The following is a 21,343-nucleotide window of genomic DNA, read 5'->3' on the forward strand; positions in this document are numbered from 1 at the left end:
CATTAATATATTTTTCTAAGCCCTAAAGCATTTAATACTGGTATACCTTCTATTGTCTTAAAATCTAAAGTGATTCCTTTTCCACCTTGTACAGTAATCCTGGTCCTTTTCTTTACAGCGGTCGTATAGCCATAATCTGCTGCAAGGTTCAGGTTTTCCAAAAAGTTTTCTCCATTAATGCTTACATTAAAGATGCGCTGTCTGACCACTTCGGTTTGATGATTATTATCTAAGTTATAAGCCAAAGCCTCTTTAGTTACCCCACCAATAAGCTCCGCGAAGTACAGAGAAAGCTCATATTCACCATCAGGTACGTCTAATTTGAACTGTTTAATTCCAACCTGCTGAGTTTGATAAACCGGGTCGTTATCAGTTTCCAGAATATTCTTATCACTTCCATAAGACATCCTGTTATTGGTTCCTTTGAATGCTTCACCACCTATGTATCCCCAGCTGCCTTTTTTATAAGGCTGATCTGGCATCCAGATTTGATGTGTTGTTTCATCGATATAAAAGCGTCTGGACCCCAAAAGGATATTCATTTCTTTAAATGGGACCTGACGATCTGAGAATTTAAAGGGTTGCAAGGTAAAATCTACATCCAGTTCGTCACTGTGAGCTGCTGAGGTTACTTTCAATTGATTTAAACCGTTGACAAATGGAACTTCCCATGAACAAACATGATCTGCTGCGCTTTTTACGCCTAAACTCTGACCATTGATAAATAGTTCTGCGGTTTTCTGATTTGTGGTAACCTGTACGGGCTGGGTAGCAAATGATTTGGAAGAATCGGCGGTTCCAGTTCTGATTTTCCATGTTCTAGAAGCTATTTTAAGAAATGGCGTATTCAGCAAATAAGCCTGATAAAGCAGGTAAATATCTTTGGGTTCCCTTCCTAAAGTCAGCAGTCCTTTATTGTTAATATGAGGCATGGTTTCTTCGCGGGTTTCAGAGTTAAAATCGGCCAGGTTCCAAACCATGGCACCACTTACAAAAGGTCTTTTGATAATATCATTTAAATAAACCTGGTTAAATTTGATAGCATACTCAACGCTTTTATCGAACCTGACAGGTGAAAAGGAACGGATACGCGGATCTGCATCTGCACCGTATTCAGTTACCAGCATGGGTTTATCGGCCAATTCCTGATGATGGCGATCTAAAAACTTACCGAAATCTTCAATATTACCTGAATACCAGCCAGAATAAAGGTTCCAGCCCACGATCATTGGAATTTTAGTTAAACCTATTTTATGATAGCTATCAAAAGAACCATGATTTGCAATCATAGTATATCTTGAGGGGTCTTCTTTTCTCGTTAAGCTATCCAGTGTCTGTGCAAGGGTTACGATGTGCTTGAAATAAACTGCTTGCCTGGGTTTGTCATCTGCAAACTTAGGACGCAGTAAAATCTCATTCATATAGGCCCAGATCACTACACTTGGATGGTTGAAGTTTTGACGGATCATCTCTACCTGCATATTTTTGCAGTTTTCTGTAAAAGCCGCCGACTCGGTAATGGTATTGACAACCGGAATTTCTACTGAAGCCAGAATCCCCAAACGGTCACAGGCTTCCAGTATCTGCGGATCCTGAGGATAATGGGAAACTCTTAGAAAGTTCCCTCCCATTTTTTTCAACAGCTCCACGTCTCTGATTTGTAAAGCATCAGGAACAGCATTTCCCATATCTTTATAGTCCTGATGACGACTCGCTCCTATTAATTTAAGAGGCTCTCCGTTAAGGGAAAACCCTTTTTCAGCTTCAAACTTAAACCAGCGAAAACCTAATGGATTAGCTACCTGGTCTAAAACAGCTTTAGTTTTAACATCAATAAGCTGCGTAATCACCCGGTACAGGTATGGTTTTTCCGGAGACCAGAGCTGAGGATTTTTAATGTTTTTAAAGTCTTGTACAAGGGCGCTAGTCTGATTTGCAGGCACTTTTAGCGTAGTTATATTTGTGGCCACAACCATACCATCAGCATCTGCTAAAGTGGTATTTACCTGAACTTTAATTTCTTCTGCCGAAGCATTCTCAATTAAGCTTTTCGCTTTTAAACTAGCCGTTTCTTTGGAAACATCAGGCGTTGTCAGATAAACACCAGCACTGCTGCCATGATCATTTTTGGAAAAATGAACCGGTTCTGTGATCATCAGGTTAACATTCCGGTAAATACCTCCAAAAAAGGTAAAATCAGCGGTTAAAGGGGCAATGTCTTCGTTAAAACGATTCGTTACTTTGACTTGTACTTCATCATCTTTATAATTCAGAAAACGGCTTACAGGAACAACAAACCTGGTATAGCCACCGATATGGCTTCCTGCCAGTTTTCCGTTCACATAAACTTCAGTTTCCTGATTTACGCCATTAAAAGTAAGGGAAACTTCTTTGTTTTTTACGCCGGCATCGAGTTTGAGTTTCCTTTTATACCAGCCTGTACCCCGATAATAACCAGGTTCATCATCCATTATATCTGTGGTATTCCAGCTATGTGGAATGCTAACGGTTTGCCAGCTTAGATCCAAAGAAGGGCTTTGACCGCCTGGCTGGTCTTTACTGAACTTCCACTGATCGTTTAAACTAATCAGTTTAACTGGTTTATTTTGGGCATAGGTAGTAGATGCGCCTAATAAAACGCAGGGTATCAGCAGTGTGATGAGGTGTCGGCAAGTATATTTCAAAATTCAGGGTTTAAATTACAATTCATTATTAATCCCGGATTAGTCTGTTGCTAACCCGGGATGTACATTTATTTTATTTCCAAAAAGCGTATATAGGATTGCTTAAAGGTCCCTACGGTATATTTTTCATTCGTATTTTTGATCAGGTCAAGTTCTATCTTCCTTGTTCCGGCAACTGTACTGTTCAATATCTTGATATAGATGGTATCAACCAATGCTTTCGCCTGCGGAAAATTAAGTGAATATATCGCATTTACTGCTGTAATTGCATTCCCATTTTTATCAACCACGGTAAAGTCCTGTCCTGCAACCGCAGGATTTGTAATTCCTTTAGTTACAAAAGTATATTGGGCTGCTGCATCGTAATCACGCACATAAGCGGAATAAAACTGAACCGGAAACTTCACTAATTTAGTTTGTGTGCGGAGTACCGATTCTGTACCTGTATTATTCCAGGGCAGAAACCCGGCGTAGTAATAATTCTCATATTCCGCCAGACCTTTCTTCGAATTATCGCCGTCCTTTTTACAGGCTGTAAAAACAAGTGCAAAAGCGGTTAAATATATAATTGTTCTATTCATTTTTTTAAGATTAATTCCAACCTGGATTTTGTACTACATTATTTCCGCTCAATGATATTTCCTGCAATGGAACGGGATATAAGTAATCCCTTTTCGGATCGAAAGTTCTTTTACTCGCATCTTCTACGACTAAAATTTTATCGGCATTCAGATTCAAAGAGGCAGCAGTAGTTCCTACCCACTCCGTAACGTTATATTTGGCACCCAGCAAAGTTTGCGGTAATACCGTTTCTGCAATTTTCCAGCGCAATAAATCTGTGTAACGGAAACCTTCCAGGCAAAGTTCTACTGTTCTTTCTCTCCTGATTTCTTCGCGCATGCTCAGGTTATTAGTGGTTACAAAAGCATTGGTTAATTTGACTGGTAAGCCTGCTCTGGTTCTTAAGGCATTCACGGTTAAGTTTAAATCAGCGTCGCTGATAGCGCCATCCATTTCGTACTTTGCTTCTGCATAAATCAATAAGACTTCCGCATAGCGAATAAGTGGTTTATGAACAGTTGCGTTATTATTCGTTGTCCAATCGGCCGAATTAAATCCCTTTTTTCCAGCAAAAGCAGATCTTGTTCCTAAGGAAGTTCCCGGCACCCAGGCTCTCTGATAAGATTGTTCGCCACTTCTGTAAACTAAAGTGGTAATCCTTGGGTCTCTGTTATCCAGAACCGTATTATAACTTACTTCGTCTTTTTCATTCACAAAAAAGGCAGATTTTTTAGCAGATGGCGTATTGTCTGTATTGTAAGCTGGTAAACCATCTTTATACAAGAACATGCGGATTAAATTACGCGTAGGTGCAATTCTTCCGTTTTCCAGATCGCGCGAGGTATTATGTGTTAAACCCAATGCGGCAGTTAAACCGTATAGTTTTACAAAAACATTCTCTGTATTGCCTGCTCCTTCTCCATCATGGGTAAACATGCCCTGGTAATTGGCAAAAAGGGTATGCCCCTGCCCCATTACTGAGGTTGCCGCTTGTACGGCAAGCTGAAGGTTTTGCTGATAATTCGGGGTGTTAAAGAACTTACCTCTTGTACCTTCGTCCAGTGCAACTCTTGCTTTTAAAGCCCATGCTGCACTTTTAGTCACTCTGCCATATTGAGCAGCTGGTAATGCAGCTCTGGTTGGTAACCAAAGTGCTGCGTAATCAAGGTCATCATAAATGGATTGTACAACCTTAGCACGTTCTGTACGTGGCATAGTTAATTCCGGAGACTCTATAGTCAGCGTTTTCAGCAGCAAAGGCACATCTCCGTACTTTTGCACTAAAGCCGCATAAGCATAGGCCCTGAAAAAACGAGCCTCTGCAAAATATCTGTTTTTAACTGCATCGGTAACTTGTGCTTTCCCTGCTTTCTCCAGGATATTATTTGCCGTAAAAATCTGTCTGTACGGAACTGTCCAGTCATCACTTGTACCTGCAACGCCACGGTTACCGTTACTGATCACGTTTAAACCAGACTGATTCACGTTATCGTCCCCACGATTGTCTACAGTATAACCAATCAGTTGCTCATACATTCTGTTTGATGCATTTATTAAATCATTTTCAGTGTTCCAGAACTGATCATCTGTGAAAGATGTTTCTGGTAATCTGTCCAGCTTTTTACAGCTCAGGTTAAGTAACGTAACCATCAGAACAAAGATTAGTATGTTATATTTTCTCATCTCTACGTTTTATTTAATGATAATTCCTTTATAAAGTGATATTTACTCCAAATGATACCGAACGATAGAAAGGATAAGTTGACGCATTTACATTTTTGTCGTTATCTCCCAGTTCAGGATCAAATACACTCAGCACTTTCGTTCTTTCAAATAAATCCTGTCCGGAGAAGTACACTTTAAGGTTCTGAATATATTTCCTGTTCACTTTAAAATTATAGCCCAGCTGAACAGTTTTCAGGCGGATATAATTTCCATTCTGAACCCATTTATCAGAAGGCCTGAAATTATGCGCACTTGTTTGATACATGCGTGGGAAAAAGGCATCCGGATTATCTGGTGTCCAGTGATCCTGATGTATAGTCCATGGCATGTTTGAAGTTCCAAGAATTGGCGACAATGTGTTCTCTTCAATGAAGAAGGAACGTTTCAGCACACCCTGGAAAAACACAGAGAAATCAAATCTTTTCCAGCTTCCGCCTAAGTCTATTCCGAAAGTATATCTTGGATTGGTATTACCTAAGTAAACTAAATCTCCCGGTTTTTCTGGTGTACCTCCACCTGCATCAATCACCCCACTGCCGTCCAGGTCTTTGTATTTCACATCACCTGGCCCCGGGCTGGCAAAAAAAGGATATTTCACTTTAGTTTTATAAGCATCTGCTTCTGCCTGAGTCTGGAAATAGCCATCAGTTTTATATCCCCAGAGACTGTTTAAAGGATATCCTTGTAACAAGCCAACTCTGCCTCCCGAACCAATAGAGTTTTTACCGTCATATTTAGTCAGCTTATTTTGATTGTCAGCAATGCTGAAGCCAATATGGTAATCACCATTTTTAAAGATGTCCCTCCATTTCACTTCCAGTTCTGAACCCCAGCTTTTTAATTCACCTACATTACTGCTTGGAATACCTACTCCAATAATGCTTGGCAGGTTTAAAGTCGCTAACATATTCTTATTATACTTTTGATAGTATTCAGCAGTAATGGTTAACCTGTTTTTAAATAAGCTGGCATCAATACCAATATTACTTGATTCTACGGTTTCCCATGTTTTATTTCTGGATGCTAAGTCTTTTTGAAACAAATACTGCGCTTTTGTCCCGTTAAAAACCAGGTTTGGCTGATCGGTGATAGTAAGTCCACTGGTGATTAAAGAAATATAATCATACAGACCTAATACAGAACCGTTTCCTTGCTGTCCCCATGATCCGCGTATCTTCAGGTTATCTACAAAGCGCACATTATTTTTAAAGAATGGTTCTTCACTGATGCGCCATCCTGCTGAGAATGCAGGGAAGATCTGGAAGCGGTTATCCGGAGCCAGACGAGAACTACCGTCACGGCGTACTACAGCTTCCAGGAGATATTTCCCATCATAGTTATAATTTAATCTGCCGAAAAGAGAACCAATTGCCCAGGTTTCGATTTTATCACTATTCGTTTTATTTGCAGGATCTCCAAAATTCAAACTAAAGAAATCATTACTCACCATATTGGTTGCACTTGCCGAAATTTCATCCTTACGGTATTGTTCAAATGAAGCACCAGCAAGTAATTTAAAGTTATGTTTATCAGCCAGCTGCAAGTCGTAAGTAAACTGACCTGTCAGGTTATCCTGGTAACCTTTATTCTTGGTCACATCAAGCTGATTTGGCGTATTGATAGAGTTTCTAATCGTATTTGTACTCTTACCGTACCAGATTAATGTTCTTTTCTCTGATCTTAAGTTATACATATCCTGATTTCTGGAAGCAGATACATCGAATGCCAGTCCTTTAACCACGTTTTTAATGTTTAAACTGATTTTCCCTGTAAAGCTTTCGTAACTGCTGGTTTTAACACCTGCATTTTTCTCTATATCAATAGGGTTCAATTGTAAATCACCATTATATTGTTGACCTGTTACGTCTTCGGCTGGTGTAAAAACGGGTTGTCTTGTCCGTATACGGTATAATAAGTCTATAATGTTACCTGAATCGTAAGAGTTTTCATGGATTGTTGAATTTACATAACCTGCAATCAAACCTACACTTACATATTTATTGACTTGTGAGTTTACTGATAGCCTTAAATTCTGTCTTGAATTATCATCAGGGCCATAGCGCAACACACCGTCACGTTTAAAATAAGATCCGGATAACAGGTAATTTAATTCTTGTTTTCCGCCACCTACAGAAAGCGCATAGTTCTGTGAGGCATTCACCTTATCCATTCCTTCTTTAATCCAGTCTGTATTTGCGTAATAATCCCAGCGATCTGCGGTTAAGCTTGGTCTGTAGTTAAAGTTTGGATTTTTAAGCCATTCTACTTGCTCATCTGTAAATTCCTTCGCTCCTGTTGCATTAAACCTGGCTTCATCAATCAGTGCTTGTTCATCCCAGGAGTTTAATCGTTTGGGTTGTCTGGCAGTAATATTCAGACTGTAATTGTTACTGAAGTTAATTCTTGTTTTACCACTTGTAGATTTTTTAGTAGTCACTAAAACTACACCGCCGGCAGCTCTTGCTCCATAAATAGAAGCCGCCGCTGCATCTTTTAAAACGGATATGTTTTCAATGTCATCGGGATTCACCAGGGCAAGATCCATTTCTACTCCATCTACTAATACTAAAGCTTTAGTATCATTGGCAGAAGAAAAACCACGAATGCGCAAGCCATAGCTTTCAGCCCCCGGTTTACCACTATTCCTGGTAATAGTCACTCCTGGCGAAATCCCCTGAAGTGCGGCAATTGCATTTGGAACTGGCCGGTTTGTTAATACATCTCCGCTGATCTGTGCTACAGAACCGGTAAGGTTTACTTTTTTCTGTGTGCCATAACCAATTACAACGACCTCATTAAGTCCTTGCGCGTCTTCGTCTAAAATTACATTGACTGATGATTTCCCATTAAAGGAAAGTTCTTTAGGAAGATAGCCTACAAAACTGAAAATAATTACGCCATTTGGAGTGGCTGATGAGATACTGTACTGACCATTCGCATTGGTGAATGAGCCAATCGTGGTATTTTTAATTTTGACACTCACACCGGGTAAAGGTAAGCCTTGAATGTCTTTTACTGTTCCTGTTATCTTTTGTTGTGCGCCGGCAGTGAGGGAAAGGCAGCAGCACAGGGAGATACAAAGAAAATAGCTGTAAAGTTTATCCATAATTTTTAAATATTTGGTTGATTTGCTTGTTTAACCCAATTTTTGAAATTGGAAAGACTATTGATTTACTTATACAGGAAGGGCTTGATTAATTGGAGCGTTAATGGACGATACATAGGGATGCAGGCATCCCGGAGAGAGGTTTAGGGAAAACGTCATATTATATTTGGTTTTTAGTTTGATTAGGAATTGAAATTAAACAACAACATCTTAAATGGTTTAAGCTAAATCGGCAAAAACGGGCTAAAGGCCGCTTTTTCATCATTTCAAGCGTTTGAAATAATTTGATTCTAATGAGCCGGATAAATTGATTTGTGCCTGAAAAGGTGTTATAATAGATTTAAGACGCTTTTATTTATTTTTCAAAGGATGTAACTTCAGACAGCCCTCTACCGTCTTATTTATATAAATTAACGCATGGTACTGGAAATTAAAAATCTCACAAAGAAATACAACAAACATAAAACAGGGCTTACAGACTATTCCATTACGCTCGAAAATGGAATCCTGGGTTTGCTTGGGCCAAACGGAGCAGGTAAGTCTACACTGATGAAAATTATATCAACAATCAGTAAGCCTACACAGGGTACTTTGTTTTTAGATGGTGTGGATATTGTCAAAAACCCAGACAATATTCGAAAAATCCTTGGTTATCTGCCTCAGGATTTTGGCGTCTATCCTAATCTTAATGCTTATGAATTTCTAAAATATATAGCCGCAATGAAAGGTGTCGGTGGCCGGGGTTTAACTCAGCGGATTGAAATGTTACTGGAAGGTGTTAATCTGATGGCTGATGCAAAAAGGCCAATTGGAACTTATTCTGGTGGTATGAAACAGCGCATCGGTATTGCTCAGGCCTTATTAAATGATCCTAAGATACTTATCTTCGATGAACCTACTGTAGGGCTTGATCCCGAAGAACGGGTAAGGTTTCGCCAGTTGATTACAGAACTGGCAGATGATTGTATTATTATCCTTTCTTCACACATCGTTTCAGATATTGAGACTATTGCAGATGAGGTTGCTGTAATGCAGGGCGGAAAGTTAATCACAAAAGGCAGCCAGCCGGATATTATAAAATATGCAGAAAATAAGATTTTTGAGGTTCTTATTGAACCGGTTTCGCTCGCTGCATTTAAAAGTAAATACAGCGTGATTGATACGGCCAGACAGACTGACCAGGTACGTGTACGCTATATTAGTGAGCTGAACGCGATTGCGCCTTTCTCCACTCCTGTTAAAGTTGGTTTAGAGGATGCCTATTTATTTTTAACTCAAAGCCACGTTTAGCCTGTGAAATATTTCTACAATCTCCTGCAAGCCGATTATTTACAACGTACACGTAGTTATTCTTTTCTGATCACACTGGTTTTTACGGTGTATATGGTTAATATGGGTTTATGGATAGCCATGTGCTTTGCTCCTTTAACTATCGCACATGCTTACTTACTGCCGGTTTTATGGTTTTTACAGGTTACGCGCTGGTCAGATCTGACGACTAAGGAGAAAACAAACAGGGTGCATTATTTCACTTTTGCAGCTTACAGGCCTTTATTCAGGATCTTACCGGCACAAATTCTGTCTGGTGTGTTGTTAGCAATTGTGCTCGCATTACCGGTAATTTTAAGATATGCAATTGCAGGGGATGTATATTCGATTGTTAATATTATAAATGGAGCGATATTAATCATTTCCTTAGCTGTATGTATGGGAATTATAACAGGTGGTAAAAAACTGTATGAAATTATATTTTTTATGCTCTCCTATGCGGTCGTGAACAAGCTGACGTTTATTGATTACCTGGGCAGCATGTCTCATGATAACAGGATAGGTTATACTTTAATATTAACAGGGTTAAATATGACTGCTTTATTGATCAGTTTTATGGTTAGAAACTATCAATCAAGGCATTTATAGGATTTTTTTTAGCAATTGCGATTATGTATATACCTGCTGATAGTATAGCGCACAGCAAATACAAAACTTTTAAAGAAAGAGCTTTGCAAATAAATGGTGTCCAAAGCTTTAGTTATTGTCAGCGCCCGCCACTATCCAATGAAATGAGTACAACGAGTTTCTCTTTCAATGGCCAGAAGAACAACGATTTCGAACTTAGAAGTTCTTCAGCAGATGCTGATTATTTTAAAGTATTTGATCTGAAACTAATAGCGGGAAAAGCATTTTTAAGTAGTGATACCGTGAATGGCTAGGTTGTTAATGAAAAGATCATGGCCATATTATTCCGGTTTTTTGCCGGGGTCATTATATTTATATCTTTCATAGGGTTATTCGGATTAATTTCTTTTGTAGCTACTCAGCGCACCAAAGAAGTAGCGATCAGAAAAGTATTGGGGGCATCAACTTTTGAATTGGTAAAGATGCTCAATGGTTCATTTTTACTGATGGTTTTTCTGGCTAATCTGGTTGCATGGCCATTAGCTTACCTATTGGTTTCAAAATGGTTATCTGGTTTTGCTTACCGCGTTGAATTAGGGATGTGGCCTTTTGCGCTCGCGTTCTTTATTTCCATGTTGATTACTTTGATAACGGTTAGTATCCGTTCTTATCAAGCAGCTGTTGCCAATACAATTGATGCACTGAAACATAAGTAATATTATTTTTTAAAATAATGAGTCAGTATCATAATACCAATTGGTATATTTAAATCTCAAAAGAAGGTTTATATGAAAAACGATACCACTCAGATCAGGCAGGGCCTGATCGATCAGCTTGGAAAAACAGTTACAAATTCTCCGTCGGCTTTTATGCTATGGCTTGCGCCTATAGTACGCGAAATAGAACATGGAAGTATGACTTTTGAATACACAGTCAGACAGGAAATGACCAATCCGATAGGCACATTGCATGGCGGGGTAACTGCTGCTATTATGGACGATATGATCGGTGCCACCATTATTAGTTTGGGGAGAGAATATTTTTATACGACGATCAATAACGTCATAGATTATTTTTCTACAGCAAAAGCCGGAGATGTGGTTACTGGAAAAACAATGGTTATTAAGGCTGGTCAGCAGATCATCAATGTTCAGTTTGAATTATGGAATCTTAAAAAAGACAGGCTTCTGGCCAGGGGTTATTCTAATGCACTAAAGACCGATCACAAAATAAATGGAGCATAATAGGATCAATTTGGTGATCTGTTTGTAAATTGAAGTTTAATCTTTTCTTTATGCGAAGTCTCCTCTCCTGCTGTGTATTATTATTTACCATCATTTCTTTAAAGGCACAGACTCCTGTGAGTAAAGTTGCAGCGTATTCCCGACGTGTAGATCATGTTCTTGATTCTTGTATTCAAAAGAATTTCAATGGAGCGGTACTGATTGCAAAGAATGGAAAAATTGAATATCTGAGATATACCGGAATCGCAAACCGGCATTATGATATTAAATTTTCAGAAAAAACGAGGTTTAAGATATTCTCTGTAACCAAAACCTTTACTGCGGTTTTAATTATGCAATTATATGAACAGGGAAAAATTAATCTTGATTCTACAATAGCTGCGTATTATCCGGAATATAAAGGTGAAGCGGCAAAAAAGGCTACGATACGGAATCTTCTGACTTATAGCAGTGGAAGAGATATTAAAGAGATGAGGGATCTTTTTGAAGCTTATAGTAATGATATCTGGTCTGTTGATGAGTTTATCAAGAAGTTTTGCTCTGAAAAGTTGATCGACACACCAGGCACTAAGTTTAATTACAGCAATGGGGATTATATTATCCTGGGTAAGATCATTGAAAATATATATAAGAAACCTTATGAGGAGGTTTTGAGGGAAAAGATATTAAGACCTCTTCATATGGAGCAGACTGATTACTTGCACCATAATGATATCATTGTTAATATTGACGAAGGTTATGCTAATGATGGTCAGGACACCACTAAAATTCATATGCCGACTAATCATTATATAGATAATCATTTTTCTGCCGGGGCGATGTATTCTACACCGAAGGATCTATTGATTTTTGACCAGGCGATATTTAACCATACGATTCTCAAAAAAGAAACGGTTGATTTGATGCTTACTCCTTACGAGAACCTTGGCTTTGTGGCGATTGGCTTTTGGGTCTACCCAAAGAAGTTTGGCAAGATTAATACGCTGTTCGCAGAAAGACAGGGCGCCGGATATGGACATAATGCGAACTGGGTACACTTGATTGATCAGGGATTAACTTTTATTTTATTATCGAATACAAATACGGTGGAGTTGAACAAAATGCGGTTAAGTGTTATTTCTGCTTATTTAGGGCAATAGATAAGTATTTTTAAAGAATCAAATGCCCTTTTTTCTTCGTTTAAGGACAAATTAACGGGATATTGGATAAATAATCCCGATTTTACAGATCAGAGATATAAAATGATGAAAATTATTATAACTAGAATTCAACACTTTAGCAGCAAAAACCAAAATATCCTGCTTTATTATCACTTAAAACGTATTTATTCAAATTAAAATGATACTTTTGCATCACTGAAAACGGAAACGCTTCCAGTATTATTCTGAAAAGAATGATGATTCCGTAGCTCAGCTGGTAGAGCATTACACTTTTAATGTAGTGGTCCTGGGTTCGAATCCCAGCGGGATCACCAGATTTTAAATCAAAATTTCAAACCCCCATCAAACAATTGTTTGATGGGGGTTTTGCTTTTCCGGCAATTTCAAAACCGATAACGATTTCCATATAAATACTAATAAAAATGAGACTATTTGTCTGGATTTTGATACTATTCGGTCGAATTCAGATAAGTTATTTATTTAATTTTAAAAATCCATTAACAGCAAGTTATCAATGAGCAATAATAACCTTTCTGCAAAGCCGCATTATCCGATATTGGATGGATTACGTGGCGTCGCAGCTATTATCGTAGTAACTTTTCACCTGACAGAGCCGCTGGGAACCGGGCATCTGGATATTCTGGTCAATCACGGTTATCTGGCCGTTGACTTTTTCTTCCTGTTGTCGGGTTTTGTGATCGGTTATGCTTATGACGACCGCTGGCATAAAATGACCATCGGCACTTTCTTTAAGCGCCGGATCGAACGGCTTCAACCAATGGTGGTGTTAGGAATGAGCCTCGGGGCAATCGGATTCTATTTTACAGATTCAACGATCTGGCCGCTCATTCATACCATTCCCCTATGGAAAATGCTGTTGGTAATGCTCATCGGTTATACTGTTCTGCCTGTTCCCTTATCACTGGATATACGAGGTTGGCAAGAAATGCATCCACTCAATAGCGTAGGCTGGTCGTTGTTCTTTGAATACGTTGCCAATATCCTGTACGCCATTGGTGTCCGGAAGTTCTCAAAAACAGTGCTGGGTATTTTTGTGTTGATCGCAGCTATAGCGCTTGCCCATTTGGCCATTACTAACCCCAACGGAGATGTTAGCGGCGGTTGGACACTAAATCCGGAACAGGTATTTATCGGTATTACCCGGACCATGTATCCTTTCTTTGCAGGCCTGCTGCTATCAAGGATAGCTAAACCCACCCGTATTAAACACGCCTTTTTATGGTGCAGCCTCATGATCGCCCTTGTCTTATATATGCCACGCATAGGCGGCGCTGAGCATGTTTGGATGAATGGGATCTATGAATCTGTATCTATAATCATTATTTTTCCGCTCATTGTTTATCTGGGTGCTAGCGGCGTAGTACATACCCAGGCTGAACGCAGAATATGCAAATTCTTAGGTGATATCTCCTATCCTCTTTACCTGGTACACTATCCTCTGGTATATTTTTACGTTGCCTGGATCAGCAATCATAAAGGCGTGACTATCGTGCAGGTATGGCCCTTTGCGCTATTGATCTTGATAGGTGGTATTGTTTTGGCGTATGCCAGTTTGAAATGGTATGATGAGCCAGTTCGCAAATGGCTGAGAAAAAAACTTGGATAAGCCAGGAAAATAAAACAAAAATGATTGATTAATGTTGTTTTTTTCCTTGAAGAAGAAAAACATAACATTAAAATTCGTAAATTTTCATTTCTTTATTTTATCAGAAAACACAGGCCATCAAATTACACTTATGAAACTGACTCTTCTCTCATTGTTATTATTGATTTTATGTTGTACTGAACGATTATCCGCACAGGAGAATCAGGCCTTTAGGAATGCGCCGAAAGTTATCAATGATCCCGGTAATTTTTACAAATATGCTGAGCATAGCCGGAAATTCTCAGGAATTCCAAGTATTACTGTCACCTCGAATGGCACTTTATGGGCCACCTGGTACGCTGGTATGACATCAGGTGAAGATGCAAACAACTATGTAGTACTGGCTACCAGTAAAGATCAGGGAGTTACATGGAAGGAAATACTGGTGGTGGATCCTGATGAAAAAGGGCCTGTCAGGGCATATGACCCGGAGATCTGGATAGATCCGGCTGGTAAACTCTGGCTGTTCTGGGCACAGACAATAGGCCTGGAAGGTTCTGTAGCCGGAGTGTGGGCGATGACTGCTAATGATCCGGATTCCGAAAATCCGGTCTGGACTTCGGCAAAAAGGCTTTCCGACGGAATAATGATGTGTAAACCAACGGTTTTGTCGACAGGCGAATGGCTTTTGCCAGTATCTACCTGGAGGTTAACTGATGAGAGTGCAAAAGTGGTTGTGTCTACCGATAAAGGAGCAAACTGGACTGTAAAAGGAGCCTGTAATGTCCCTGAAGCTGATAGAGAATTTGATGAGCACATGTTAGTAGAGCGTAAAGACGGATCACTATGGATGCTGCTCAGAACCAGATATGGAATAGCTGAAAGTTTCTCCAAAGACAAAGGTAAAAGCTGGTCTGTCGCAAAGCCCTCAGCCCTCCTTCATACCAGTTCAAGGTTTTTCATCCGCAGGCTGAATTCGGGAAATTTATTGCTGATAAAACATGGCCCGATAGCAGTAAAAACAGGCCGGTCACATTTAATGGCCTTTATTTCTAAAGATGATGGTAAAACCTGGTCAAGAGGATTGCTGATTGATGAAAGGGCTGGTGTTTCCTATCCGGATGCACAACAGGCAGCAGATGGCAAGATTTATGTGACCTATGATTACAACCGGACTTTGGATCAGCAGATCATCATGACTGTCTTTACAGAAAAGGATATATTATCGGAAGATTACGACGCCGCTATGGTGAAAGTGTTTAATGAGAGAAAAATGATTAGTAAGAAATAAATATTTTAACGTGATGAAATAAGCTTTACATAGCTATCAATGTCTCTCTGAAATTCCTTCCATCCCGAATAAATTGTAAAAATGATAGTTCCACCATCCTCTACTGAATTAAAATCATTTTTTTTATACCATGCAATTCTTTCTGTCATGGAATCTGAATATTCAGAAGAATTTGTCACTCCAAAATGCTCCCAGAAATATGTTTGCTCAGTTAACCGGTTCAAAATTTTAAAATCAACAAACCTTTTTTCTCCATTAATTAAAATTCTGAATTCATATTCAATGGTCAGGTAATTACATTTTAATAAATTCTCATAAATTATCTTTTCCTGATTGGACCTGAATTTAGTCCCGTCTGAAGCAATGACTTTCAAGTCATTCTTTTTGTAAGTCAGCCTGCTGCCAAAGGTTTCAACGCCTTTTCCCTTTTCCACAGCCTTATTTATTTCCTTGAAAAAGTACCATTGATAATGTATGTAGGTTGAAGTATCAACTCTATAATTGGGGATAATCTGTTTTAAAATATCATTATTATGCTGTCTTCTCAAAAACTGATTAAACATAGTTTGATTACGAAATAATCTTCTAAGATGCTCATCTTTAACTATACATTCATATACTGAATTAGACCTGATTTCAACTGGGGTCGCCCTGTCACACATCAGCTTATCCAGCCTTTCCTTAATACGTTTCAGAATTTTTATTTCCTCATGTAAATTTTCCATGTATCAGACTTGTGATTAAAAATCATTAAGCAACATTGAAAACTATGGTATGAAATAGTTGCACCAATAAATGTATTAAATTATTTCTAAAAAAGAAATTGTATTTTAAATAAATTATTTAATGATTTCATATTTTGAAAAATAAAACATTTTAGCATAGGCTTTATCAAAAAAATGACTCTGAAAACAACTTATGCTATTTTTTCTTAACGTCTTTATCTACTTGCTTCTCTGCATTTTTAGCTTTCTTTTCCTGTAGTCTTTTCTCTTTGCGCTGCTCTCCTCCGGATTTCTTTTGATCACGTTTCTCTTCCCGGATTACTTTATTAATTTTCCTGTTATAAACCGCAGTTAAAATTCCCTGCCCCGTCCTGCTGAAAAACTTGATTTTAGGCTTATCACTTGTACCTGTTACTGCCACCGGAATACCGATCCAGCCAGCAGGCGGCAGTCCTACTTTTACCAGGATATCCAGTAATCCATTAAAACTCGTAGTTCCACTGATAGAAGGTCTGAGTACAGAAACCTTAAATTTAAATTCATCAATATGGATCAGATTATCCTTAATATGTGTTACTATATTGACTCCTTTCATATCGGGATTATTAAAAGCGTCAGCCCCTACATTATCACCGATCACAGAAAGCATTTTCAAATTTTTCACTGCTACATCCCGTAGATTTACAACACCTCCACCCTCTAAAGAAGGATAGATAGGATTCATATTCTGATCAAAATCACCTTTTAATTTATAATCCAAGGATACGATTCCACTCACGCTCTTTGCAGAGGTAGCCATTTCCCGCACCATGTCAATTTCTTTGTATGCCCTTTGCACGTTAAAATCCATCACCTTAAAGGCAACATCAAAGTTGGCTGTTAAAGGCGACTCATCCTTATAACGGGCATCAATGTTCATTCTGCTTCCAATAAGGTCGAATAATGTATTTTTCAAAAAGATCTGACCGTCCTTTACAGCAGCCTTCCCCTGTAGCTGATTAATTTCTATCCCTTTAAAACCCACTTTTTTTGCATTGACTGCTAAGGAAACATCCAGATTTTTCGGAACGATCACCACACCGCTGCTTTTAGGATTTTCGGCTTTCGCATATTCAACTTCTAAAGATTTATGCGCATTGTCACTACTCTTCAGCGCCATAAATTCATCAACCAGGATATAATTGGAATGTGACGCAAAGTTTCCGTGAAGAGTTCCTTTTCGCTCGATAAAATAATTAATGGTATTTAACAAATAACCGTTCAATGAAAAGTCAGATTTTCCATAAGTGGCGTAAAATTTCCTAAACCACATTTTTTCATTCTCGAATTCGAAGTTACCTTCTTTAATGTAAAATGCCTTTGGCAGATATGCAGTATTCGCTTTTATGTTTTTCAGGATCAGTGTACCTTTATTATCAAGTTTGCTGTACTGACCAGTAGTCGCATAACTTTGCCGCCCATTCAAAGAAAGGTCTGCCGTAATTAATCCACTAACATCAAATCCTTTTCTTGAAAAGACCTGGTAGATCCGCCCAACATTCAATATCCCTTTAGCACGCACTTTATAAAGCATATCTTCAAAGTTCTGTAAATCTGCATCAACAAATACAGGATTGCCTTCAAAATCAAATTTGAAAGGAGAAAGTTTCACCCCAAGACTGCTGAATGTTCCATCAGTATTCTGGATGTTAGCTGTAAGATTAATATTCTTTATCGGGTTCGGATAAGCTGTTGTTTTTAACCAGCCGTTCTTCAGATCAAGGTATCCACTGGATTTTGGAAATAATTTTTTACTCATGCTAAAGATACCGTTTGCCTTAACATCAGCATTCATCAGGCCTCTGATTTCAAGATCTTTTAAACCTAATGCGTCATCCAGTGTCTGGAGATTGACAGCACCTTTTATAGTCGCATTTACGTCCATCTCACTTAACCCTTTAGTTTTAACAACTGCCCTGAAATTGCTTTTCTGTCCAAGATCAAAAGTCAGTTTTTTCAGATCCACACCCAATTTTTCCGGATCTAAGGCGGGGAGATCGATATTCAGATCAACATTCAGATTTTTCATAGGCACCGGAGCCTTAGTACTGGAAATGACACCATCTTTAACCAGCAAACGCGCTATAAAATCCGGCTTCAAATTCCTCGGTTCACTAAATTGTCCTTTCAAGCTGAAAAACAGATCGCTATTTCCCTCCAGCTTAGTGTCCTTCGCCCATTCAAGATATTGTGGTGGAAGTACAGAAATCATATCACGAATAGTGGTCTTCTCTGAAGCAGCTTTGATATCAAGGTCATATCCATCCTTAAGGATACTCAGGAAGCCTGTAAATTTTAACGGGAGATCATTAATTCTTAGTTCATTTTTTTTGAGCACAAAAGTTAATGCATTGGTATTAATTCTTGTAACTAAGTCAGCACGCAAAGATTTTTGTCTTGCATAATAGATCCTGTCAAGGCTAAAATCCAATTGATTTATCCTAAGATCAGTTTTGAGATCAAAAATATCCTCACTCAACCCACCTTTTCCTATATAATTAAGTCCTTTGGCATCCACTAATATTTTAGCCGCATGGTCATTATATTTAATATGCCAGTTCTTAAATTTGATCAGCTCCAATTTAATGGACGTACCTTTTTCACTAGTATCTTTTGGACCTTTAGCAGGTTTGGAAACGTAGACATTATAATTGGCCTGCCCTTTACTATTAACATAAACATTTGCATAAGCATCATTTACATAAATTTCATCAATCTTAACTTCACCACCAAAAATCAGATTTTTCAAATTGATTCCCGCTGCCACTTCTTTGGCTGACAATAAAGTATCCTGTTGAAAGGGTTTGGATCCCAGAAGTAATAAATCATCCACAGATACCGTAAGAGAGGGAAAATGCCGGAAAAATGTAAGATGTACCTTTTTATAATCAAGTTTTCCAGCCAGACGTTTATTAGCAAATATCTTTACCTGTTCAGAAATAGTTCCAGGGAACAGTAACGGAATAATAAACATCAGAAATAATATAGATGCTACAAAAATCCCAACCCATTTTAAAGTCTTCAAAACTAGCTTTTTAATCTTCTCCATACATTTATAATGATTTCGGTTTATCAGTAGGTATTACAGATATTCACAGCTCTAAAACTATAATTCTGGCTTAAAGTTTTAGCGGACAGCAATTATTCCGAAATTTACAGTGTAATTGAAACCAGGAATTAGCTGAGTTCAAACCATTCACCCGGCTCAGCAAGCAACATCCGGATATCAAAAGTTGTCAACTGGTGACCAAAACGTTCAATGGGATTTGATGTTTCAACATACATAGGCGGCTTATGAAGTGAGCCATAATGAATCGGTACCACAAATTTAGCCTGTAGAATGTGAGCTGCAACCGCCGCTTCTTCAGGAGTCATTACGGCTTCAAGAGGACTTGACGGCTGAAGTAAAGGGAAGTCAACTACCGACCATTGACTGGAAGAAATGCAACATCAAAAGGGCCGTATTTATTTGCAATACGCCACCAATAACCATGAAACAAAGTGTCGCCTGCATGAATAATCCGATGTCCGCCACATTCCACAATCCAGGATAACTGCGGATCACCAAACCCATCAACTGCCGGTGCAGCACATATCCGGAATGCGCCAACCTTCCGTTCTTCCCACGCTTCAATAACTTCAGTTGCAAGATTGTACTCCGCAAACTTTGTTTCGGCATGAAAAGTCAGAGCGAGATCGGCTTCAGTTCCAGTTGCACGTGCAGTACGAAACACTGGTGCATGGTCTTGCAAGGCCCTTTTTATTGCACCAGGATCAGCGTGGTCCGCATGGAGATGAGTCACAAGCGCTACAGATGTACCACCCGGGCGTGAAACTTCTGGGAAAGGCTCATCTGGACTGCGGAGCTGTACTAACTGTGAGGTATCCTGAATATAATCTATCACCAACGTCTGGTCATCGCTCTCGATCTCCAACCCTGACCAGCCTAGCCGGCGCATTCTTATCCTTGTCTTTTTCATATTTTCTTGTTTTGATTGACGTTTCAATACTGTAACCAATACTATTACAGTATTGATCAAAAAAAACTACTTGAATTTTTTACAAAAACCTGCTAATGTCATACTGCTCAGCCTATTAATTATTGCATTATCAGCCTGACTATACAATTCCACCAAGTGGCTATTAATTTGTTTTCCAATCTTGCAACCAGGATCAGGATGATTGGTTTTTCCAAGCAGAGGAGCAGTATTTACAGCTTTATAAATATCAGAAAGCAATATAAGATTAGCAGGTTTTGCAAGTGACGCTCCCCCGCCTTTCCCTTCCCTGGTTTCAACAAGTCCTTCCTTGCTTAATACACTTAATGATTTGCGCACCATAGCAGCGTTAATATTAATGCTTCCGGCAATATCCGTCGACGATAAAGTGCCTTCAGAAGCCAGTAAAGTCAATATATGGATAGCGGTGGCAAACTGGACATTATTCATACTGTATCAATTATTATTACAGTACAAAACTAGTGATTTATTTAACAGCTGCAACTTTTATATTTTAATGTCATTGGCCAGAACGTCAGCAACCTGCCAGAAATAATTTTTGAGATCAAAATAGAAATTGATAACATTTTGGCTTAACTGTATCAGGCTATTTCCCGGTTTCTACTGACCCAATAGGCCAGTCCAATAATGATTACCATCAGGGTAATAAAGGAAACGAACAAATTCATTATTGAATCAGAAGGTACCGGGCCAAAAGTATTCAATAGCTGTACTAATACAAGCAAAAAAGCCAATGTCCAAAGTGCCCACTTTCCAGCCTTATTTTTGGCTTTAGTGAAACTCACATAAACATATATTCCTGCTAAAAATATTGCCAGTTCAATAATCAAAGTGACTGCTGGATGATTCCACAGGCCAAATCCCACTTTATAATCTCCAAAAGGTGTTAAAGGTAAATCTGTAGTGTGTACAATCAGGTCAAGAAACCAGTGACTTAAAACACATAGACCAATAACGATGGTGCCACGGGTGTCCCGCTTGAATAACCAGTAAATACCGCCCACAACGATCCCCCATACCACTCCCATAAACAAACTATGGGTATAAGGGTAATAAAGAAACTCAAAAGCATTCGTCTTCGTATAGCCAGGGACAACTGCTACCTTTTCAACGTGAAATAGCAGGAGAAATGGCCAAAGGATGTCAACAAATTGTGTGGCAATAAACAGGATTGCCAATGAAACTTTTGGTGCCGCTTTTTTAGCAGCAAAGGATAGTCCGAAGTGTCCGATAAACATAATAATCAGCTTTTAATGGTTAAGCAAAAATGATTAAAAACAAGCCATA

At 38.7% G+C, this 21,343-nt stretch carries 18 protein-coding genes and 1 tRNA gene; 9 read left to right on the forward strand and 10 right to left on the reverse strand.

Features of this window, described 5'->3' with window-relative positions; all coding sequences use genetic code 11:
- Positions 1-2: 2 nt before the first annotated feature.
- From HDE70_RS10490 to HDE70_RS10505, 4 genes are all read right to left on the reverse strand, one after another.
- Positions 3-2,684: a glycoside hydrolase family 2 TIM barrel-domain containing protein gene (locus HDE70_RS10490; protein ID WP_221302034.1), complete on the reverse strand. Its 2,682-nt coding sequence runs from the start codon at positions 2,682-2,684 to the stop codon at positions 3-5.
- 68 nt (positions 2,685-2,752) lie between these two features.
- Complete coding sequence (locus HDE70_RS10495; RefSeq protein ID WP_183889886.1) at positions 2,753-3,265, reverse strand: hypothetical protein; 513 nt, start codon at positions 3,263-3,265, stop codon at positions 2,753-2,755.
- Between the two features lie 10 nt (positions 3,266-3,275).
- Positions 3,276-4,928 carry a RagB/SusD family nutrient uptake outer membrane protein gene (locus HDE70_RS10500; protein WP_183889888.1) on the reverse strand — a complete coding sequence of 551 codons (1,653 nt, stop codon included), beginning with the start codon at positions 4,926-4,928 and terminating at the stop codon, positions 3,276-3,278.
- 28 nt (positions 4,929-4,956) lie between these two features.
- Positions 4,957-8,076 (reverse strand): SusC/RagA family TonB-linked outer membrane protein, encoded by a 3,120-nt coding sequence (locus HDE70_RS10505; protein WP_183866911.1) that lies wholly within the window; start codon positions 8,074-8,076, stop codon positions 4,957-4,959.
- A 417-nt stretch (positions 8,077-8,493) separates the two neighbouring features.
- Here HDE70_RS10505 and HDE70_RS10510 point away from each other — a divergent pair, with 417 nt between their 5' ends.
- The 9 genes from HDE70_RS10510 to HDE70_RS10550 all read left to right on the forward strand — a co-directional run bounded on the left by HDE70_RS10510 (position 8,494) and on the right by HDE70_RS10550 (position 15,273).
- On the forward strand, positions 8,494-9,366 hold the full coding sequence (locus tag HDE70_RS10510; protein WP_183889890.1) for an ABC transporter ATP-binding protein: 873 nt from the start codon (positions 8,494-8,496) through the stop codon (positions 9,364-9,366).
- A 3-nt stretch (positions 9,367-9,369) separates the two neighbouring features.
- The gene (locus HDE70_RS10515) at positions 9,370-9,993 is read left to right on the forward strand and encodes a hypothetical protein (RefSeq protein ID WP_183889892.1); all 624 of its coding nucleotides are present in this window, start codon (positions 9,370-9,372) and stop codon (positions 9,991-9,993) included.
- A gap of 23 nt (positions 9,994-10,016) precedes the next feature.
- Entirely contained in the window at positions 10,017-10,286 is a 270-nt protein-coding gene (locus tag HDE70_RS10520; protein WP_183889894.1) for a hypothetical protein, read from the forward strand.
- An 18-nt stretch (positions 10,287-10,304) separates the two neighbouring features.
- A complete protein-coding gene (locus tag HDE70_RS10525; RefSeq protein ID WP_183889896.1) occupies positions 10,305-10,688 on the forward strand; it encodes an ABC transporter permease in 384 nt (127 codons plus the stop codon).
- Between the two features lie 72 nt (positions 10,689-10,760).
- Positions 10,761-11,216 carry a PaaI family thioesterase gene (locus HDE70_RS10530; protein ID WP_221270614.1) on the forward strand — a complete coding sequence of 152 codons (456 nt, stop codon included), beginning with the start codon at positions 10,761-10,763 and terminating at the stop codon, positions 11,214-11,216.
- A gap of 50 nt (positions 11,217-11,266) precedes the next feature.
- Complete coding sequence (locus HDE70_RS10535; RefSeq protein WP_183889898.1) at positions 11,267-12,355, forward strand: serine hydrolase domain-containing protein; 1,089 nt, start codon at positions 11,267-11,269, stop codon at positions 12,353-12,355.
- 259 nt (positions 12,356-12,614) lie between these two features.
- A tRNA-Lys gene (locus HDE70_RS10540) sits at positions 12,615-12,690 on the forward strand.
- Between the two features lie 200 nt (positions 12,691-12,890).
- On the forward strand, positions 12,891-14,003 hold the full coding sequence (locus HDE70_RS10545) for an acyltransferase family protein (protein WP_183889900.1): 1,113 nt from the start codon (positions 12,891-12,893) through the stop codon (positions 14,001-14,003).
- 130 nt (positions 14,004-14,133) lie between these two features.
- Complete coding sequence (locus HDE70_RS10550; RefSeq protein ID WP_183889902.1) at positions 14,134-15,273, forward strand: sialidase family protein; 1,140 nt, start codon at positions 14,134-14,136, stop codon at positions 15,271-15,273.
- A gap of 5 nt (positions 15,274-15,278) precedes the next feature.
- Here HDE70_RS10550 and HDE70_RS10555 read toward each other — a convergent pair whose 3' ends face one another.
- The 6 genes from HDE70_RS10555 to HDE70_RS10580 form a co-directional block, all read right to left on the reverse strand.
- Positions 15,279-15,998, reverse strand: a complete 720-nt coding sequence (locus HDE70_RS10555; RefSeq protein ID WP_183889904.1) for a hypothetical protein — start codon at positions 15,996-15,998, stop codon at positions 15,279-15,281.
- Positions 15,999-16,194: 196 nt separating this feature from the next.
- Entirely contained in the window at positions 16,195-19,086 is a 2,892-nt protein-coding gene (locus HDE70_RS10560; protein ID WP_183889906.1) for an AsmA-like C-terminal region-containing protein, read from the reverse strand.
- A gap of 128 nt (positions 19,087-19,214) precedes the next feature.
- Positions 19,215-19,412, reverse strand: a complete 198-nt coding sequence (locus tag HDE70_RS10565) for a hypothetical protein (protein WP_183889908.1) — start codon at positions 19,410-19,412, stop codon at positions 19,215-19,217.
- Positions 19,413-19,456: 44 nt separating this feature from the next.
- Entirely contained in the window at positions 19,457-20,017 is a 561-nt protein-coding gene (locus HDE70_RS10570) for an MBL fold metallo-hydrolase (protein WP_183889910.1), read from the reverse strand.
- Positions 20,018-20,083: 66 nt separating this feature from the next.
- Entirely contained in the window at positions 20,084-20,485 is a 402-nt protein-coding gene (locus tag HDE70_RS10575) for an Rrf2 family transcriptional regulator (RefSeq protein WP_183889913.1), read from the reverse strand.
- A gap of 152 nt (positions 20,486-20,637) precedes the next feature.
- The gene (locus HDE70_RS10580; protein ID WP_183866891.1) at positions 20,638-21,294 is read right to left on the reverse strand and encodes a metal-dependent hydrolase; all 657 of its coding nucleotides are present in this window, start codon (positions 21,292-21,294) and stop codon (positions 20,638-20,640) included.
- Positions 21,295-21,343 lie beyond the last annotated feature (49 nt).

Source organism: Pedobacter cryoconitis (genome assembly GCF_014200595.1).
Classification (GTDB): Bacteria; Bacteroidota; Bacteroidia; order Sphingobacteriales; family Sphingobacteriaceae; genus Pedobacter; species Pedobacter cryoconitis_C.

Coding starts and splice junctions, on each gene's coding strand:
- HDE70_RS10500 (WP_183889888.1), bottom strand. CDS start 4,928: ATGAGAAAATATAACATACTAATCTTTGTTCTGATGGTTACGTTACTT.
- HDE70_RS10555 (WP_183889904.1), bottom strand. CDS start 15,998: ATGGAAAATTTACATGAGGAAATAAAAATTCTGAAACGTATTAAGGAA.
- HDE70_RS10505 (WP_183866911.1), bottom strand. CDS start 8,076: ATGGATAAACTTTACAGCTATTTTCTTTGTATCTCCCTGTGCTGCTGC.
- HDE70_RS10495 (WP_183889886.1), bottom strand. CDS start 3,265: ATGAATAGAACAATTATATATTTAACCGCTTTTGCACTTGTTTTTACA.
- HDE70_RS10535 (WP_183889898.1), top strand. CDS start 11,267: ATGCGAAGTCTCCTCTCCTGCTGTGTATTATTATTTACCATCATTTCT.
- HDE70_RS10525 (WP_183889896.1), top strand. CDS start 10,305: ATGGCCATATTATTCCGGTTTTTTGCCGGGGTCATTATATTTATATCT.
- HDE70_RS10575 (WP_183889913.1), bottom strand. CDS start 20,485: ATGAATAATGTCCAGTTTGCCACCGCTATCCATATATTGACTTTACTG.
- HDE70_RS10570 (WP_183889910.1), bottom strand. CDS start 20,017: ATGAAAAAGACAAGGATAAGAATGCGCCGGCTAGGCTGGTCAGGGTTG.
- HDE70_RS10550 (WP_183889902.1), top strand. CDS start 14,134: ATGAAACTGACTCTTCTCTCATTGTTATTATTGATTTTATGTTGTACT.
- HDE70_RS10520 (WP_183889894.1), top strand. CDS start 10,017: ATGTATATACCTGCTGATAGTATAGCGCACAGCAAATACAAAACTTTT.
- HDE70_RS10580 (WP_183866891.1), bottom strand. CDS start 21,294: ATGTTTATCGGACACTTCGGACTATCCTTTGCTGCTAAAAAAGCGGCA.
- HDE70_RS10565 (WP_183889908.1), bottom strand. CDS start 19,412: ATGACTCCTGAAGAAGCGGCGGTTGCAGCTCACATTCTACAGGCTAAA.
- HDE70_RS10530 (WP_221270614.1), top strand. CDS start 10,761: ATGAAAAACGATACCACTCAGATCAGGCAGGGCCTGATCGATCAGCTT.
- HDE70_RS10545 (WP_183889900.1), top strand. CDS start 12,891: ATGAGCAATAATAACCTTTCTGCAAAGCCGCATTATCCGATATTGGAT.
- HDE70_RS10560 (WP_183889906.1), bottom strand. CDS start 19,086: ATGGAGAAGATTAAAAAGCTAGTTTTGAAGACTTTAAAATGGGTTGGG.
- HDE70_RS10510 (WP_183889890.1), top strand. CDS start 8,494: ATGGTACTGGAAATTAAAAATCTCACAAAGAAATACAACAAACATAAA.